Origin of the sequence: Neobacillus cucumis, assembly GCF_016908975.1 — a bacterium.
In the GTDB taxonomy this organism is placed as follows: Bacteria; Bacillota; Bacilli; order Bacillales; family Cytobacillaceae; genus Neobacillus; species Neobacillus cucumis.
Genome location: NZ_JAFBEX010000006.1, coordinates 86,811 through 104,219, shown reverse-complemented (window position 1 = coordinate 104,219; position 17,409 = coordinate 86,811). Strand labels below are relative to the sequence as shown.

Sequence of the window (17,409 nt, the reverse complement as noted above, 5' to 3'; positions counted from 1 at the left end):
TTTTCATTTGCAGAAATCGGTAATTTTATTACATAGTCCGCCGGAAGTGAACGATTAGATCAATAATTGCTTCGATAGTAATCAAACGATTGATTAGTATAAGACATAGGGGAAATGGTCGAGAGAATGTCATTTCATGTAACAAATCATGCAAGTAAGCGATATGCCTATACCTAATTAACTTTTATGATCTGCAGTACAAATTTTAGCGAATTATCACGATTATTAACGTGAAAAACTAATTGTTATTTAATGGAAGATGTGTGAAAATGATATTAGTTATATCCTGCATCCTTTGAACTATATAATCATAAAACTTTTTACAGTAGGGAGCCCTCTACTGTTTTTTATATAGAAAGAAATAGAAAAAAGGGGGAGCAATTTGGGTAAGAAGATAGTTTTTTTAGGATTTATTTTTACTATACTGTTTGGTTCAATCGCTTATGCACACCCAGGAAGAACCGATTCAAATGGAGGACACACATGCCGAACGAACTGTGGTAGATGGGGACTTAGTACCGGTGAGTATCACTATCACAACGGTGGAGGTGCAACTACCAGTAGTTCTTCAAGCCGTTCTACAAGTAGCAGTACTAATATTAATGACAAAGATTGCACCGATTTTGCAACTTATGATGATATGATTGCCTATTGGAACTCAAAAGGTTATTCAGCTACTTACGATCCTGAAAATCTGGATGGATGGGGGAATGGGCAGGTAGACGATGGTATACCCTGTGAGGCTCCATATGGTTATGATTTGACTTTGATAAATAACAGCCCTCAGCAAAAAGCTGCAATTCAAGAAGAGAAAGACAATGAAAATGGTGAAAAAGCTGGCTATCCTGCTGGTATTAATGATGCATACCAAGAGAAACCAAGCAATATGTCCATTTCAAATGGTTCTGAGGCTTATAAAGTAGGCTATGCTGTTGGTTACAATAAAGGATATGATGAAGGACAGAAAAAAATTGAATCTGCAAAATCAAAGGCCACAAATGATGGATATTCTTTGGGGGGAAAACAAGATAAAATGGATATCCCTACTGTCTATGCATCTCACGCGGGATTAAAAAAATCCTTTGAAGATGGATTTAATAAAGCTGTTGCTGAAAGAGTAGAAGAAAAGAAAAAACAACTTAAAGAACAAGGTTACAGTGATGGGAAAAAAGATGTAAATTCTCCTCCTCTAAATGGGGAGGCAATGTTCGTCGAGGCGTACCAAGAGGGATACAATCAGGGGCAAAGTGAATTAAAGAAAGGCTACATGAAGCAAGGATATGAAGCAGCATTTACTATGCTGAAATATCAGGATCCGATATTAAACAATGATAAATTTACAGATTGGTATAAAGAAGGTTTCGATTCTAATAAAGAAATCATCAAAATTAAAAATAAAGGTTACCAACTAGGTAAAGCGGGAGAAGATTTAAATATACCGCCCAAATATAAAAAGGCAGAAACGATATTTAAACATCACTATCAATTAGGATACAAGGAATACGAAGACAAACAAAATAAAATAAAGGCGGCAGGCGGAGCCGGTGCCGTAGTATTGTTAGTTGTAGGCGGTGGATGGTACGGATTTAGAAAAAAACGTAATCGTAAAAAGGAAATCAATTAATTTATAGATACCATTGAAGCAGTGGATTGTACTTCCACTGCTTTTTATGATTAAACTCCATTTTTCGATTAAAGAAAGGGGTTTCGTAGAACCGCAAAAAGAATATAGGACAATGAAAGGAAAAGTTTAGTTTTACAGGTTCTGATTGTAAAGAAAAAACGGAGAAAACTCTCCGCTTTATTTATCGTCATCATCATCTTTAAAAACGTCATAAAATGCAGTGCTTTCTTTGATTTCTCTAACTAAATCTTCAGGCTCTATCTCAAACCCTCTAGCGAGTTTAAACGTAACATAAAGGGAAGGGGCCTTCTCGTTTCTTTCAATTTCTCCATAATAGGATCGATCTAAATTGCTATTCAGTGCCACTTTTTCTTGTGACCAACCTTTTTCCTTACGCAATCGTTTAACGACTTTACCGATGTAAATGGTCTTTTCTTTATCCTTTCCCAAGAAAAAATCTCCTTTTAAGACCATTACATAATTAGAGCAACATATACTCTACAGGCTATAGACAGCAAAACGATTAAAAGTAATCAATGGGGACGGTTCTAGTGATTACGAATCACTAGAACCGTCCCCATGCTCCATATTTCAATCGTGTTCTTCCAAGTGTTTGAATAGTTCGGATGCTTTGATTCCGAGTCCTGCGGAGAGGGCTATGATGGTATTGTAGCCAGGTTTTTTAATATCTCTTTCTAAAATACTGATATAGGTTCGATCAAGAGAGCTGTTGAAGGCTAAACACTCTTGTGAGAGATTCTGTTGCTTTCTCAAATTTTTTAATACTGCACCAAAGTTTTTGTGAATAATAGGGATCTTCCTCTCTAGAAATAAAATGGGTTTATTCTTTAAGATGGTTAGTTTGGTTGCGTTTTCACTTTTGCGAGAACAGTAACCAAACTAGTCATCTCAATCTCTATTAAATAGTAAATAGGACTTTATAACTACGGACTGAAGCAAGTATACTCCATCCTGATTTCATCAATTTGGTGACAATTAAGGTTGTATCTGGCAGTTATCCGTTGTATTCCATTAAAGATTTAAAATCGTATTTGCCTTCCTTCCGCTTGGCAATTGGTTTTATCTGTTTTTCTGATGTGATAAAGTGTGAAAGAGGATGAGGGTGAGTTCCTCTTTCCCGCGATATATTTTTCAGTTGAAGGGCTGTTTGGATCTTGGTGATGAAAGTGTACTTCTTTAAATCAATAATGATGGAAACACCATTGCTGAGTTCAACTTCCGTTTTAAAGCCGCGGGACTTGGTTTTGACAATATGGTCAGGGTTAAACCAGACACAATCTTCTTGTCTTGGCGACTTATATGGAAATAGACATATCCCTTTATAAGGATTGACGATAATGGGCCACATATTGATATTGCCAAGTATGTTTTTGGTGCCTTTGTTTGCTCCTTTTAAATCGAAACCTATGTAATTTAAAGTGTCATCTATTAGCTGTAATGGAGATCTGCTTACTAAGATGGTTTGTCCTCCAATCATTACTCTCGCACAAAATCTCCCAAAGTGATCATATTCACCTGTCATTAAAATGATTTCCTCATCCAATAAATAAAACTGATCAATACTCATAAAACATCTCCCTAATTGTTTTTATAAATTAATTTTGATTAGCGTGAACTTTTTGTGAGCAACTAAGTTGAGATTTACTATTTTTCTTTTTTGTACTTCACCTCTTTTGCTGCAGGTTCTTCACCTGGTTGTAATAGGTGTATTCGCCAATATGATAGTATGGAAATAGAATTGCAAACATGGGAGCGTTTTCCTCTAACATTATTTAAATATAATTAGGACTATTTAACTATGTACTAAAGAACACAAAATTCGTTTAAAGTTTGACGTTTTTGTTAACAAAAAATCATGGGGACGGTTCTGGTGGTCAAAACCATAAAAAAGGGGTCAGTCCTCCACTGTTTTAACGCAGTGGGGGACTGACCCCCACGCATGAATACCTACACCATCAAGAGAACCACTAGATTCTAACGGAAAAATGAGGAAATGATGTGGTCATCACTTTAATAAGGACATGAAAAAATGGCCAAAATTGTAATTGTGAATCCGTTTCCATTAATCTATTATAAAAATAAGAAAAGGGGTGATATACAGAATGACTAGATATCTCTCATTTTAGTCATCAATGACCAATTGACCAAAATGACCAAATAGCCACGGGCGGTTCTAGTAGCTTTAGATATACGGAAAATTAAAAAGAATCCACATCTTATCAAGTGGATTCTTTTTCTTATAGGAGTGAATTCATTTTATTACTTTGGAGGAATAAAGAATGTTTGGAGCGATTGAAGCCGGGGGGACAAAATTTGTATGTGCCATTGGCGATGAAACGGGGAATTTAATCGAACGGATCCAAATCCCTATCACAGTACCTAATGAAACCATTCATGAGGTCATTGATTTTTTTAAAAAGTATCCTATCGAATGTATGGGAGTAGGTTCATTCGGTCCTATTGATGTGAATCGTGAAAGTTCCACTTACGGCTACATTACCTCTACACCTAAAACAGGATGGAGGAATTACCCGCTTGTGCAAACGTTGAAGGAGGCTTTTCCGGTTCCGGTTGGTTTTCATACCGATGTGAATGCAGCTGCATTGGCTGAAGCTACTTATGGTGCTGCCAAGGGATTGGACAGTTGTTTGTATATTACGGTCGGGACGGGAATTGGCGCAGGGGCGGTGGTCCATGGTAAGTTGCTACAAGGTTGGTCACACCCTGAAATGGGGCATATCCTCGCGAAACGCCATCCACAAGATGAGTATCCAGGAAGATGTCCCTATCATTCCGATTGCTTGGAGGGATTGGCATCAGGCGCAGCGATTGAGGAGCGTTGGGGAGAAAAGGGAATCAACTTAGAAGGACGGATGGAAGTATGGGATTTAGAGGGATATTATCTGGCCTAGGCCCTCATGCAATATATTCTAATTCTTTCGCCGAAAAGGATTATTCTTGGTGGGGGAGTCATGAATCAGAAACAAGTTTTTTCTTCCATTTATAAGTATTTGCAGGGATTTTTGCGGGATTATGTTTCCTTGCCAGAGCTTTCGGAGTATATAGTCAGTCCTGGTTTGGGAAACAATGCAGGGATTATGGGTTCTCTTTTGCTTGCCAAGAATGCTATTGTAGAAGCCGAATGTGGATGAATTTTTAATATGGTAGAGTTTAGTGTTCGGGAATTTATTGGAGGGAGAAGGTAATATGAGATTAGAAGGCAAGAAAGTGATCAGTTTGGTGCACCATGACTTTGAGGACTTAGAACTTTGGTATCCGATTCATAGACTTCGGGAAGAAGGTGCCGTTGTCCATCTTGCAGGAGATGAGGCTGGCAAAGAATATATGGGGAAGTATGGCGTACCTGCGCAATCGGATTTTTCATATAGCGAAATTAAGGCGAATGATTATGATGCGATTTTAGTACCAGGGGGCTGGGCTCCGGTTAAGATCCGCCGTTTTCCTGAAGTTATTTCTCTCTTACAGGAAATGAATACAAGTGAAAAGGTCATTGGACAAATCTGTCATGCGGAAGAAGGGGGTCAGTCCCCCACTGTTTTAACGCAGCAGGGGACTGACCCCTGTCATTCATAATACTCATTGTAGTTTTAAATTTTTACTTGAGGCGTTTGTTTCTTCATTATGTATTTTATATTTAAATTTCCTATTTCGAACAAACGAACGACAAATAACTATGGTGAAATGAAATGAACATAAACATGCCAGTGTGAACAATATCAAGAATATTTGATAATTGAAATCACCAGGGGTTGGAAAAATTCTTTTGGACAGAAACATATAATTTCCCCCCGTAAATGTATTGGCTATAAAAGCGAATACGGCCGAGACAATCATAAATATTATCGAGTGGAATAAATCATTCTTATGTACATTGGCTTTCCTTTGAACCAGACGGAATAAACCAACAAAAATCAATGTGAGGTGGTAAAACATAAAGTAGCAAAGATAAAACGTTCCGATACTCGCAATTCCAAATGGATACGACAATGCCGCAATCGGACCCAGGATTGCTGGATACATGATCATATCCAAGAGTTTAATTCGATTGGTCACGACAGCATAAAGAATCCACATCTGCATAAAATTGCACAATTCAAATGGAAGATGGAAGTCCATCCGGAATTGTCCGTCCCACATCACCTTCGTATAGAAAAGAACCCATCCCAATAGGATGGCGGTGAACAAAAAAATACGTAATTGCTTGTTCATTTCATAAACTCCTTGTATCTTTTGTTTTTGTAAAATTCTGGATTTATAAGGTTGTGTTGTTAATAGTACCATTTTTAGTATAATTTGGGAATTGCTTTGCTTAATCTCCGCCCTAAATTTTGGGGTCAGACCCCCACTCAACTAAAGTGTGAAAAAGAGAGAGGTCATTCAGTATTTATGTGTTTATAAAAGATTTGAAATTATTATCGAAACATAGAGGGAAAGAGAGAATGATGTTGAATAATTATATTTGGTAAGAGATTATTATAGAAAGAGAGGCGTTAAGCTCCGATGTCGAGAAAACACCGTGTTTGGTTTCCTGGTGCTGAGTATCATATTACGAGCCGAGGCAATCGAAGGTCATCTATTTTTTACGATGATTATGATCGTGAAGCCTACTTTCAGTTCTTAGAAGAAGCTCGTTGGTATTTTCCTTTTTATCTCCACACATACTGTCTCATGACAAACCACATTCATCTCCAAGTAGAAACCATTCACCACCACCCTAAAGATATGATGAAAATGATTAATTCTAGGTATGCAATGTATTTTAATAAACGTCATCACCTTGTTGGCCATGTTTTTCAAGGTAGATATGGAGCAGAACTGATTGATTCCAAGGACTATCATTTAGACGTTAGCAGATATATTCATTTGAACCCTGTAGAGGCAAACATGGTAAAATCCCCAAGAGATTACCGGTGGAGCAGCTATACTGCATACATATCGGATTCCGCTAATCCTCATATTACAACCACAAAAATATTATCCCATTTTCCAGAGCCACAGAAAGAAAAATACCGAAAATTTGTGGAAGGATCACTCACTTTAACTTCATCAGTAGCGCCTATAACAAGTTAACGAAATTAAAGAATGATAGGGGTCAGTCCTTCACTGGTTTAACGCAGTGGGGGACTGACCCCTGCATTAAAAAGATATAGAATAATTATTGATTTCGTGGGTTAAAGCATAAAAGCGTCTAAGCTTTTATGCTTTTTTGTGAATTCTTGCACAAAAATAATGAATTATCTATAATTTCAAAAGAAAAGGAGTGGAGATATATGTCTCAGGTTAAACAATACTCAGCCTTGGTATTAGGAACTTTTATAGAGGCGTTATGTTTTACATTATTACAGAGTCCAAACCAATTGGCTTCAGGTGGTACAACTGGTGCAGCACTTGTTCTCAGTCCTGTATTACAAATATCATCAGCTACGATACTATGGGCAATCACATTTATTTTATTGTTTACTAGCTTTTTCTTTTTAGGCGTACACGCCATTTTAAAATCTATTATTGGTTCTTTACTAGTACCTTTTTTTGTTTATCTTACAAAAGGATTACCTCCTTTAACTCACGACCCACTACTAGCTAGTATTTATAGTGGATTAGGCGTTGGGATAGGATTATCATTAATTTTTCGTTCAGGGGGGAATACGGGTGGTTTTACTGTCATTTCTCAAATTCTGCATACTAAAATGAACATTAAACACAGTGTATCTATTATTTTTATGGATGCAGCTGTTCTGATTTCTGGAGCATTTATTTTTTCAACAGAAAAGGCTTTGTACGCACTTATTGGGTCATTGATAACTAGAATAACGATGGAATTTATTCAAGCTAAAGCTAAGCACGCTAATAAAATCGTGTATGTTATATCATCCATAGAATTTGAAGATAAAATAAGTACTACCATTCTTCATGATTTAGATAAAGGACTAACTAAAGTATCAGGATATGGAGGATATACTCATAAAGAAAGAATGATCATGATGACTGTAATCAGTTTACCAATGGTAAATAAATTTAAATCAATTGTACAAGAAATTGACCCGCAATCTTTTGTTATTGTATGTGATACTAACGAAGTAATTGGTGAAGGTTTCTCGTTACCTGTTCCTTCACGGAGTAAGAGGTTAATCGCAAATTAAGAGTTTACTAAATTAGTTTTTTAGGAGTGGAGTTGGGTGATTAGAAATAATCATAGTGTGAAACTGCATCGAGAGTTGGATAATAGGCATATCCAGTTAATTGCACTTGGAGGTGCAATTGGAGTCGGCTTGTTCTATGGTTCAAGTGCAACGATCCAAATGGCTGGTCCCGCCGTTTTGTTCTCATATTTAGTGGGAGGGTTAGTTATTTTTACCATTATGAGGGCGTTAGGGGAAATGGCTGTAGATGAACCAGTTTCAGGTTCGTTTAGTACATACGCAAATCGTTATTTAGGAAAGTTTGCAGGATTCTTAACAGGCTGGACTTATTGGTTTATGTGGGTGATCGTAGGGATGGCAGAGATAACAGTGGTTGGTGTTTATGTGAATTATTGGTTTCCAGATATACCACAATGGCTGACAGCACTGGTTGTACTTGTCTTTATAACAATGATCAATCTTGCAAATGTAAAAGCATTTGGAGAGTTTGAATTCTGGTTTGCGTTGATTAAAGTTGTCGCCATTATTGGAATGATTCTCCTTGGATTAGGCATAATCTTCTTTGGGATTGGAAACAAAGGTCAGCCAATCGGTCTGGATAATCTTTGGACGCATAGAGGCTTTGTGCCAAATGGAATCAAAGGTATTTTAATGTCTTTAGTTCTCGTGATGTTTTCATTTGGTGGGGTAGAACTTGTTGGGGTTACAGCCGGGGAGGCAAAAAATCCTAAAAAATCAATTCCATCAGCAATCAACAATATTGTTTGGCGAATATTAATTTTTTATATCGGTGCATTAGGAATTATGATGATTTTATATCCTTGGAATGAGGTAGGTACAAATGGGAGTCCATTCGTTTTAATTTTTGGTAAAGTTGGAATTCCTTATGCCAGCCATATCATTAACTTCGTTGTTATAACAGCAGCATTATCTGCTTTTAATAGTGGTTTATTCAGTTCTGGGAGAATGCTCTACAATTTATCACTACAAAATAACGGTCCTAAATATTTTCGAAAGCTTAACAAAAATGGAAGTCCGATACGTGGAATCCTTTTCTCGTCAATATTTTTATTAGTGGCAGTTGTTTTAAATTATATTGTTCCCGACAGAGTGTTTATGTATATTTCTTCTGTTGCCACGGTTGCGGTTATAACTAGCTGGACTATTATTCTATTAACTCAATTAAAATTCAGACTTTCAAAAACAACAGAGGAAATAGAAAAGCTAGCATTTAAGATGCCGCTTTATCCAGTTTCTACCTATTTGGCACTTGCCTTTTTAGCACTGGTGATTGTATTAATGGTATTTATTCCAGATATGCGTATAGCTTTAGTTGTAGCACCTATATGGTTTTTAATTCTTTATATAGGATATAAAGTAAAAAAAAGAGATCCAAATGAACAGTCAATTGACAATAAAAATATTGCATAAACCCTTAAACTCTGGTTTTACAAGAGCTTAAAGCTAAAATTACAACAGTTTTTTGAAGAACTGTCCTTAAATAAACGGGGTGATTTTTAGGATACTTGATTGGTTAACAGTAGTTTAAAGACTACTGTTTTTTTATATTAAATCGTCTTAAGTAAGGCATGTTTGTCGAATTTTGACGATTAAAAAAATTTAATGTATCCGATTTCAGCTGATAAAATCTTTGAAGATAAATATTTTTAATATTTATAATCATTTGTTTAATTTGAATAACACTAGAAATTCTCACAACAACAACTGGAGGTTAATTGATGGGGCATGAAAACAAAAATACACAAGAAAGAGGTAATAAAGCTAATCAGATAAATAAAGAAACCGTACAATTAGAGATTGAAATCCCAGAGAAAATAAGAGATCACTTTCGGGATGCAGTTGAAAAAAACGGAAAATCAATGACTGAAGTTCTTAAGACGTATATGCAAAAATACATATGGAAACAAAGCGAATTACAAAGAAATAGACAGAAACGACGAGAAAATATTGGATAAAGAGTAGCTTAGGGCTGCTTCTTTTTTAGTGTGCTCTAACTGGGCATTTAGTTGAACAAGAAATAGAAAAATATGGTTGACCAATTTAATAATACATAATAAAATTGAGAAAATTATAAAAATTTCGAAACACAGTGACTGGGAGTATTAAGGAATGCTTATTGTTTAGAGAGCTGTCGGCTGGTGAAAGACAGTCAATAAAGTCCCCAACTCGCCCACGAGTGGTAAGGCTGATATGTAAGTCTTAACGGTTAACATCCGTAATCAGTTATAAAGTGGATTTGTTGTAATAGCAAATCAACAAGAGTGGTACCACGAAGGTAAAGCCTATCGTCTCTTATGAGATGGTAGGCTTTTTATTTTAAACAATTGGTGAGGGAGGAGAATATATTATGGGAATAGTTTATGATTCAATTCTTCCAAAACACGAAGAATTTATAAGAAAACAACGGATTTTTTTCGTTGGTTCAGCACCGCTATCAACAGACGGACATGTTAACATTTCCCCTAAAGGTCATGATGTACTAAGGATATTTTCACCAAATGAGGTTGCTTACTTAGATTTAACCGGTAGTGGAAATGAGACAAGTGCCCATTTAATAGATAACGGTAGAATTACATTTATGTTCTTAGCTTTTGAAGGTCCCCCGATGATTTTACGTTTATACGGAAGAGGTAAGGTAGTATTACCAGACTCACCAGAATGGAATGACATGGCTAAGCATTTTGACATCCTACCTGGTTCTCGTCAAATAATTCATGCAAAAATTGAAACGGTAAAAACGTCATGTGGTTATAGTGTTCCATTTTATTCATACAATAGTGAACGCGATACTCTTCAACAGTGGGCTACCAATAAAAGCGAACAAGACTTAGAAGAATATCGTAAAAAGAAAAATTCTATTAGTATGGATGGAATAGTTACACCAATTGGAGAAAAGTTTATCTAGCTTAATAACGTTAAATAGTAATAGTCCTTGTTGAGCAGTGGGGTTGCAGCAGCAACCCTTTTTTTATATGCCATTTACCATAAAATAACATATAATGTAAACATTACCGTGGAAACAAAGGAAATAATATCCTATAATTTTTTTAGTTCTTTAATACTATTACCAAGATTATAAGGTCGGTACCGATAAATAGGTAATAGGTATTAAGTATTACATAGTGCTTTCTGAAAGTTCAATATTTTTTTAATTTAGTAAAAAAATGGTATTGTGGAGGAGCAAGAATGGAACAAAAACCATTTTATTTTGATAGAAGCGGACAACCTTACCTTGAAGTCATAATAATAATCTAACAGATTACTCAACATTGGTGCTAATTCTAGCTATCAATCCCGTTTGCGGTAAATTTGTTCTTTATAGGGAACAAAATATTTTTTATAGGTAACGATTATAGGCCCATTTGCCGATTAGCTGATCAAAGATCATTTTTGTTTGAGGAACTTGCAAACCTCGGTGGATTGGTAAGAGATATTTAAATGGGGAAACAACTATAGATAACAAACCATTACTGGCAGAAAAGCTAATAATTAGCTATGAAAGGGATGAGTGGCTCAAATTGAACCAATTATCCTTTATATTTAAGGGGGAAATTATGAAGAAAAGCATCCTATCTCTATTATTTGTTTTTGCACTTATTTTCGTGATTACTGGCTGTAGCAGTGATTCCACAACAAAGGTTGCTAAAGCAGAAAAAGTAACAACTGATACAAAAAAACAAGAGAACACAGCCGGTCTTACTGGTAAAATGACACTTTCCGTAACAAAAGGCGTAGTTGGAACACCTGTTCATTTTTCCATAAGTGGTCTTAAGCCAAACTCGGAAACTCAATTGGAATGGAAAACAGTAAAAGGACAATATAACTTTATAGGAATCTATCAATTTAAGGGTGTTTCTTTTAAAGATAAAATCATTCCTTTGCTTTCAGCTAAAAGTGATCAAAATGGAAATCTCGAAGGAAACTTTACCGTACCAAGTGGTTTTGGTGGTAATCACACTATTTATGTCAAACAAAATAATCAATTGAAGACGCAAGCAAACATTCATGTGAACCCGACTTTTAAAATGGAACCTGCTTCTGGACCTGTTGGTAGCGAAATTACCATTACAGCCGATGGAATTGGTTCTGATGACATGGAACGAAATTGGCAGTTAACCTATGATAATCAATTGACTGGATTGATTACATCCATCACAACGGATGGGAAAGCGGTCGCCAAAATCCGTGCTTCAGGTTCGGTAGGGAATCATACCTTAACTGTTTGGCATGGGTATTTAGGAATTCCTTATATTAACCATGAACAAGCACCTACCTCTTATTTACCTGTACCTAAATTCACTTTCAATGTTACTAGCGATAAAGCTGACTTGAAAGGGTATGTTGAACCAACTCCAACCGCTGCTGATGGCGGTGTAAACATGCCAAAACTTAAAAATAAGTCTGGCGTAAGCGTAAGTTTGGATAAGAAATCGGGTGTTGTTGGGGAGTCAGCAACAATGAAAGCAAGTGGGCTTCCTAAAAATCAAAAGGTTGAACTAATTTGGAATACCATGAGAGGAAGCCGTGTGTCAGGAAAAGGTTTTGGTGCAAAACAATCCACTTGGCTGACCGTTGAAACAGACAGTCAAGGTTCGTTTACCAAAACTTTCCCAATCCCTGATGATTTAGGCGGACCTGCACACCGAATCGACTTACAAGTGGATGGAAAAATTTATGGTCAGGCATATCTAAGTATTACACCATCCATCGTAAAAGTTTCACCTGCATCTGGACCTTCAGGAACTCCTTTTACGATAGAAATTAAAGGGGTAGGTTGGACCGAATATGATAACACCTATCAAATTACCTACGACAATGGATATGTCGGATATGTTTGTGGGTTTAATTCAGCAGGAACTGTCATTGTTAACATGGTAGCTTCGGGTACCCCAGGTTATCACACGATTGACTTTTATCCTGGAATTTACAGAGGTCAACAAAAACAGCCTGATATCTACCTGTCACCGCAATTGACCTATGGACAAGACCATCCGGGCAGTGGCATTCCAGCATTACGCATGGGATTTGAAGTAACGAATCGTTAAAAGTAGGGGGAGAGGGATTCTTCCCCTGAACATAGACATAATGGATAATTCTTGATAATGGGGCTCAAAGGTTTCTGTTATTAAGTTTTATAGATAAAATTCTTTTTAAAAATGGGAGGAAGTAACATGAAAAAGAAGTGGCTTTATTCAGCAGCTTTAACAGGGGCGTTAGTTGTCGGCTCAATACCATTAATGGGATTCAGTTCGGTATCAGCTGCCCAAGGAAAGATTCAACCGAATCAGATTACACTAGAAAGTGGCGGGACTAGTGTTCCGTACAAGCAAATGGGTGATTCACCTTATCATGCACCGGTTGATGGAATTATCTCAGGAACACAGGGCTGTCAGCCAGATCTTCACGAGTTTGACAAAAGTATAGCAGGCTCCCACATTGTTTTTACAGCAGGCATTAAAGAGGTTTTAACTAAAGAGGATGCTGCTAACTTTGAAAATAGTGGTGCTCAAATTTTTGTTGAAATCAAAAGTAATGGTCAAACAGTCAAAGAATTACCTTTTGAACTTCATGCTATGCCAGATAATGGAGAGCTTAAAGAAGTGGATGATCCAAATACGGGACTTCCATTCTGGGTTTCAGCTGTTTATTTAAATGGCAGTCGTAACTTTGTGGATCTTCCTACAGGTGATTACAATTATCAATTCAAGGTAAAAGATGAAAAAGGTCGCGTTCTAGATGTCTGGACACCTAAAAACCATAAATTCACTATTATAGATAGTTCGCAAACAAATTAATGACTGGGGAAGCATGGGGACGGTTCTCGTGCTTCTTTTTTATGGATTAATGGAAAGAACGTTCCTATGGGTCATGAAATTCGAGGGTCAGACCCCCACTCAAAAATATCAGGGGCTTCTGTTGTGCTGGAATCCCCTTTACCCTTCTCCAAATAGAACACTAGTAAACAAGGAAAATGCGACAACTATCTTGACAAACACGGCCTCTCTTATGATAGTAAGTTTGGCCACTTTCTATCATAAGAGAGGTTTATAGGATTGGAAATCATGTAGCTCATTTTTTATGTGCTCAAATCATAGAAAAGTGGCTCAAATCTAGATTAAGATGGTTTTTCTTGTTCTACTAAATGGTTTTTTCAAGGAGCTATATTCAGCACATTTTTTTGCTTCGTTTCATAACTATTTGATTTTTAATATTATTTTTCCTTTAGCCCTACCAGTCTCTGCATATTCCATGGCTTTTTGAGCATTTTCAAAAGGAAAAACTCTATCAATTATTGGTTTGATTTTACCAGTCTCAATAAAACTTGTGATTATACGTAATTGCTCTCCACTTGGTTTCATAAACAAAAACGTATATTGAACATTATGCTTTTTTTCAAGTGCAGTAAGTTTATGACTTGCTGCTGAAAACAACAACGTTTTAAAAAATCCGGAACCATATTCTTTGCCGAAACGAGCATTCGGTAATCCCGAAACGGAAACCATTTTCCCTCCGCTTTTTATCACTTCGAATGATTTTTCGAGTATCTCGCCCCCAAGTGTATCAAATACGGCATCATAGTTTTCCAGTATCTCTTCAAATTTTTCTGTCTTGTAATTTATGATTTCATCTGCCCCAAGAGATTTTACTAAATTCGCACCAGCAACACTTGCAGTCGTTGCAACAGTGGCACCTATTAATTTGGCCAGTTGAATAGCAAAGGTACCGACACCACCAGCCCCAGCATGAATTAAAATCTTTTGTCCCTTTTGTAATTGCAAAATGTCTATTAGGGCTTGATAGGTAGTTAACCCAACCAGTGGGATCGATGCTGCTTCTTCAAAGCTCAAATTCTTAGGTTTTAAGGCGATGTCCTCTTCAAGAATAGCGATATATTCAGCAAAAGTACCGATTTTACTCTTACGTGGACGTGCATATATTTCGTCACCAACTTTAAAACGAGTCACTTTTGCGCCAACCTTTGCAACGACACCAGAAAAGTCATTCCCTAAGATAAGAGGCATGTTATATTTAACTAACAATTTCACTTTCCCATCACGTATTTTAAAATCAACAGGATTAATACTAGCTGCATGAATTTCTGCGAGTACCTCATATTCACCTATTTCAGGTGTAGGCATTTCTGCCAAACGCATTGGAACTTTCCCATACCTATCAATAACCATTGCTCTCATAGCTTATGCCTCCAAATAATGTCTGTTTAAATTCCATATTTCAATAAAAGTTCTGCATGAACTTATCAATATCCAACACAAGCGTTCTTAATAAACCTAATTCTGTACGTACATTAATATAATAAAAGTTCTTTGTCCCTTCTTTGCGCATTAAAATAACACCGGCATCCCGCAAAACCTTAAGATGATGAGAGACAGCAGGTCGAGAAAGATGTGTTTGTTCAGTGATTTCACCCACACGTAATCCTGTTTGACAATCCGTCCCCATTAGAACTAACAAGATCGATTGACGTGTTTCATCACCAATTGCCAATAGTACTTTTTGACAATTAATAAAATCCTCTTTGATCCTATTTAGTTGGTCCTGTTTATTCATTCAGTAAATACCTCCAGCAATCAGTTTAATGGTTTAAGTTGATGAACCAAATAACTGAATACAACAATATACGATTATTAGGTTAGCTGCAATATTGAGAAAGCAAATCGAGACGAATACATCACACGAGGTTGCTAGCGCAAAAGGAAAAATCCATTTTATGAAGAATCATTTTATAAGAGGGAAATCACGGTTGAAGTATGGACAGGAGGATTCAAATGAAAATTTATTCTGCAATTTTGTTTAGTGTTGTCATCTTGACAGCCTGCAATCATTCTAAGGACATTGGGCCATCAGAAAATCATAAATCAGATCAGCAAGCACAGGAAGAGAATAAAGATAACCAAGGCAATACCCTAAAACATGATACTGAAAAGGAGCAACCACCTCTGACTGTTCAAAAAATTGTTTCTTTGGCTAAGACCGGATATGTAGTTAACAATCCTTTCGCTGCCCATCAATCCACCATTTCGGAAGTTAAAAAGGCCTGGGGGGAGCCTAATCAGATTGACCAGGTTGGAAATGGGTTTTATGCAACCTATACTGCTAAGCATGCTGTTTTTGGATTCACCAAAGATGGACGTATATATGACGTCCGTTCCAACGAGCCATCCATTCAACTATTTACTTTCACGGATATAAAAGATTCGATGGGGAACCCGGCAAGGCTTTCCACAAATCAAAAAGAAAAAATAATCATGTATAAACTGAATGCCCAATATCAATTAAAGTGGATAATATCCAATCAAACAGGGAAGGTGGATCATATTTCAGTCTACAGCCCTGTTGAACTATCCAATACAGATGAAACTTATATCCTTTCCATAAAGGGAAATTCCAAGAATCTTTCGCCATCGGCCTGGCAAAAAATGATTCAATGGCGTGAGTTGATTCTCAACTTTCCGAAGAAATATCCCAATGAGGTATTTGTGAATGGTCCTGATAAAAAGAGGGTCGCACTTACATTTGACGATGGCCCCGACCGGATCAATACTCCCAAAATTATTGACGCTTTGAAAAAGGAAAATGTGAAGGGGACTTTTTTCTTTATTGGTCAAAAGGTCCAGCAAAATCCCGATATTGTCAAAGCTGCTTATGATAACGGAAATGTTATTGGTAGCCACAGTTTTTATCATCACGAGCTAACAAAGGAAAAGGATGCTGACCTACGGCAGGATTTATTGAAATCATCTGAAGCTATCCGTGCTGTTATCGGCAAAGCACCGGCACTGCTCAGGCCGCCTTATGGCGATGTCGATGAAAAGGTGATCAGCTCTGCCAAAGAGCAACAGTCTAAAATCATCATTTGGTCCATTGATACCCTGGATTGGTCACAGAAAGAGCAAGCCAATATTCAAAAAAATGTTATGGACAACGTGCGTAATGGAGACATCATCTTGATGCACAGCGATGATGACAAAACAGAGACGGCCAAGGCGGTCCCAACCATTATCGAAGGGTTAAAAGCCAGAGGATTTGAAATAGTGGATGTAGCGACCTTATTGAATACTAATCCATACAGGTAATGGGGGTCAGACCCTCACTCAGCTAAAGTATGAGAAGCATGGGGACGGTTCTCGTGCTTCTTTTTTATGGATTAATGAGTACTCGGTCCTATGGGTCATAACCAAGGTTCACAAAAGCATACCCTTTCCTTTAGAAAGTTGGTCAATTTTCAGTTGCTCATTAGATGGTGAAGCATGGGGACGGTTCTCGTGCTTCTTTTTTATGGATTAATGAGTACTCGTTCCTATGGGTTATTACTAAGGTTCACAAATGCAGACCCTTTCCTTTAGAAAGTTGCTCATTAGATGGTTATCATAAGTAGAATTGAAACATAGGTAAGAGACAGTTTTTTTCATATTTTTTAGAGAATGGGAGAGGGAAATTGAGCAATAGAGCTGGATGGGGAAGGTTTTAACTAATCGTTTGTTTAATGTTGAAAAAGTGAGAAGTAAATAGATTGGTGTCATATCAAATGAAACTAGTCCCATTTTGATGAAAAGGGGGGAG

15 protein-coding genes, 2 pseudogenes and 1 other annotated feature are annotated in these 17,409 nt (G+C 36.9%); of the genes and pseudogenes, 11 read left to right on the top strand and 6 right to left on the bottom strand.

The annotated features are described in order from the left end of the window. Positions 1–382 precede the first annotated feature (382 nt). Positions 383–1,624 (top strand): YHYH domain-containing protein, encoded by a 1,242-nt coding sequence (locus tag JOC76_RS09485; protein WP_205177362.1) that lies wholly within the window; start codon positions 383–385, stop codon positions 1,622–1,624. 177 nt (positions 1,625–1,801) lie between these two features. Here JOC76_RS09485 and JOC76_RS09480 read toward each other — a convergent pair whose 3' ends face one another. The 3 genes from JOC76_RS09480 to JOC76_RS09470 form a co-directional block, all read right to left on the bottom strand. Continuing rightward, complete coding sequence (locus JOC76_RS09480; RefSeq protein WP_205177361.1) at positions 1,802–2,074, bottom strand: helix-turn-helix domain-containing protein; 273 nt, start codon at positions 2,072–2,074, stop codon at positions 1,802–1,804. Positions 2,075–2,215: 141 nt separating this feature from the next. Further along, entirely contained in the window at positions 2,216–2,398 is a 183-nt protein-coding gene (locus JOC76_RS09475) for a helix-turn-helix domain-containing protein (protein WP_239557650.1), read from the bottom strand. A 241-nt stretch (positions 2,399–2,639) separates the two neighbouring features. After that, the gene (locus tag JOC76_RS09470; RefSeq protein WP_205177360.1) at positions 2,640–3,212 is read right to left on the bottom strand and encodes a competence protein ComK; all 573 of its coding nucleotides are present in this window, start codon (positions 3,210–3,212) and stop codon (positions 2,640–2,642) included. A 712-nt stretch (positions 3,213–3,924) separates the two neighbouring features. Between JOC76_RS09470 and JOC76_RS09465 the strand changes: the two are divergent. Together JOC76_RS09465 and JOC76_RS09460 are read left to right on the top strand one after the other, a co-directional pair. Next, a pseudogene (locus JOC76_RS09465) lies at positions 3,925–4,797 on the top strand (ROK family protein). 55 nt (positions 4,798–4,852) lie between these two features. Further along, positions 4,853–5,176, top strand: a pseudogene (locus tag JOC76_RS09460) (DJ-1/PfpI family protein); the annotation flags it as partial. A gap of 66 nt (positions 5,177–5,242) precedes the next feature. Here the strand turns inward: JOC76_RS09460 and JOC76_RS09455 are convergent. After that, on the bottom strand, positions 5,243–5,875 hold the full coding sequence (locus JOC76_RS09455; RefSeq protein ID WP_205177358.1) for a TMEM164 family acyltransferase: 633 nt from the start codon (positions 5,873–5,875) through the stop codon (positions 5,243–5,245). A gap of 291 nt (positions 5,876–6,166) precedes the next feature. Here JOC76_RS09455 and JOC76_RS09450 point away from each other — a divergent pair, with 291 nt between their 5' ends. From JOC76_RS09450 to JOC76_RS09420, 7 genes are all read left to right on the top strand, one after another. Next, complete coding sequence (locus tag JOC76_RS09450) at positions 6,167–6,736, top strand: transposase (RefSeq protein ID WP_205177357.1); 570 nt, start codon at positions 6,167–6,169, stop codon at positions 6,734–6,736. Positions 6,737–6,936: 200 nt separating this feature from the next. Next, positions 6,937–7,806 carry a YitT family protein gene (locus JOC76_RS09445; RefSeq protein ID WP_205177356.1) on the top strand — a complete coding sequence of 290 codons (870 nt, stop codon included), beginning with the start codon at positions 6,937–6,939 and terminating at the stop codon, positions 7,804–7,806. A gap of 36 nt (positions 7,807–7,842) precedes the next feature. Then, positions 7,843–9,237, top strand: a complete 1,395-nt coding sequence (locus tag JOC76_RS09440; protein ID WP_372441924.1) for an amino acid permease — start codon at positions 7,843–7,845, stop codon at positions 9,235–9,237. 308 nt (positions 9,238–9,545) lie between these two features. Next, positions 9,546–9,782: a hypothetical protein gene (locus JOC76_RS09435; RefSeq protein WP_205177355.1), complete on the top strand. Its 237-nt coding sequence runs from the start codon at positions 9,546–9,548 to the stop codon at positions 9,780–9,782. Between the two features lie 125 nt (positions 9,783–9,907). Then, positions 9,908–10,123: a binding site (T-box leader), on the top strand. A 51-nt stretch (positions 10,124–10,174) separates the two neighbouring features. After that, a complete protein-coding gene (locus JOC76_RS09430; protein ID WP_205177354.1) occupies positions 10,175–10,732 on the top strand; it encodes a pyridoxamine 5'-phosphate oxidase family protein in 558 nt (185 codons plus the stop codon). 649 nt (positions 10,733–11,381) lie between these two features. Next, positions 11,382–12,872 (top strand): hypothetical protein, encoded by a 1,491-nt coding sequence (locus JOC76_RS09425; RefSeq protein WP_205177353.1) that lies wholly within the window; start codon positions 11,382–11,384, stop codon positions 12,870–12,872. 126 nt (positions 12,873–12,998) lie between these two features. Beyond that, positions 12,999–13,622 (top strand): hypothetical protein, encoded by a 624-nt coding sequence (locus tag JOC76_RS09420; RefSeq protein ID WP_205177352.1) that lies wholly within the window; start codon positions 12,999–13,001, stop codon positions 13,620–13,622. 399 nt (positions 13,623–14,021) lie between these two features. Here the strand turns inward: JOC76_RS09420 and JOC76_RS09415 are convergent, their stop codons facing one another. Then, entirely contained in the window at positions 14,022–15,020 is a 999-nt protein-coding gene (locus JOC76_RS09415) for an NADP-dependent oxidoreductase (protein ID WP_205177351.1), read from the bottom strand. Positions 15,021–15,060: 40 nt separating this feature from the next. Beyond that, positions 15,061–15,396, bottom strand: a complete 336-nt coding sequence (locus tag JOC76_RS09410; RefSeq protein WP_205177350.1) for an ArsR/SmtB family transcription factor — start codon at positions 15,394–15,396, stop codon at positions 15,061–15,063. 218 nt (positions 15,397–15,614) lie between these two features. Here JOC76_RS09410 and JOC76_RS09405 point away from each other — a divergent pair, with 218 nt between their 5' ends. Then, complete coding sequence (locus tag JOC76_RS09405) at positions 15,615–16,922, top strand: polysaccharide deacetylase family protein (protein WP_205177349.1); 1,308 nt, start codon at positions 15,615–15,617, stop codon at positions 16,920–16,922. Positions 16,923–17,409: the final 487 nt, after the last annotated feature.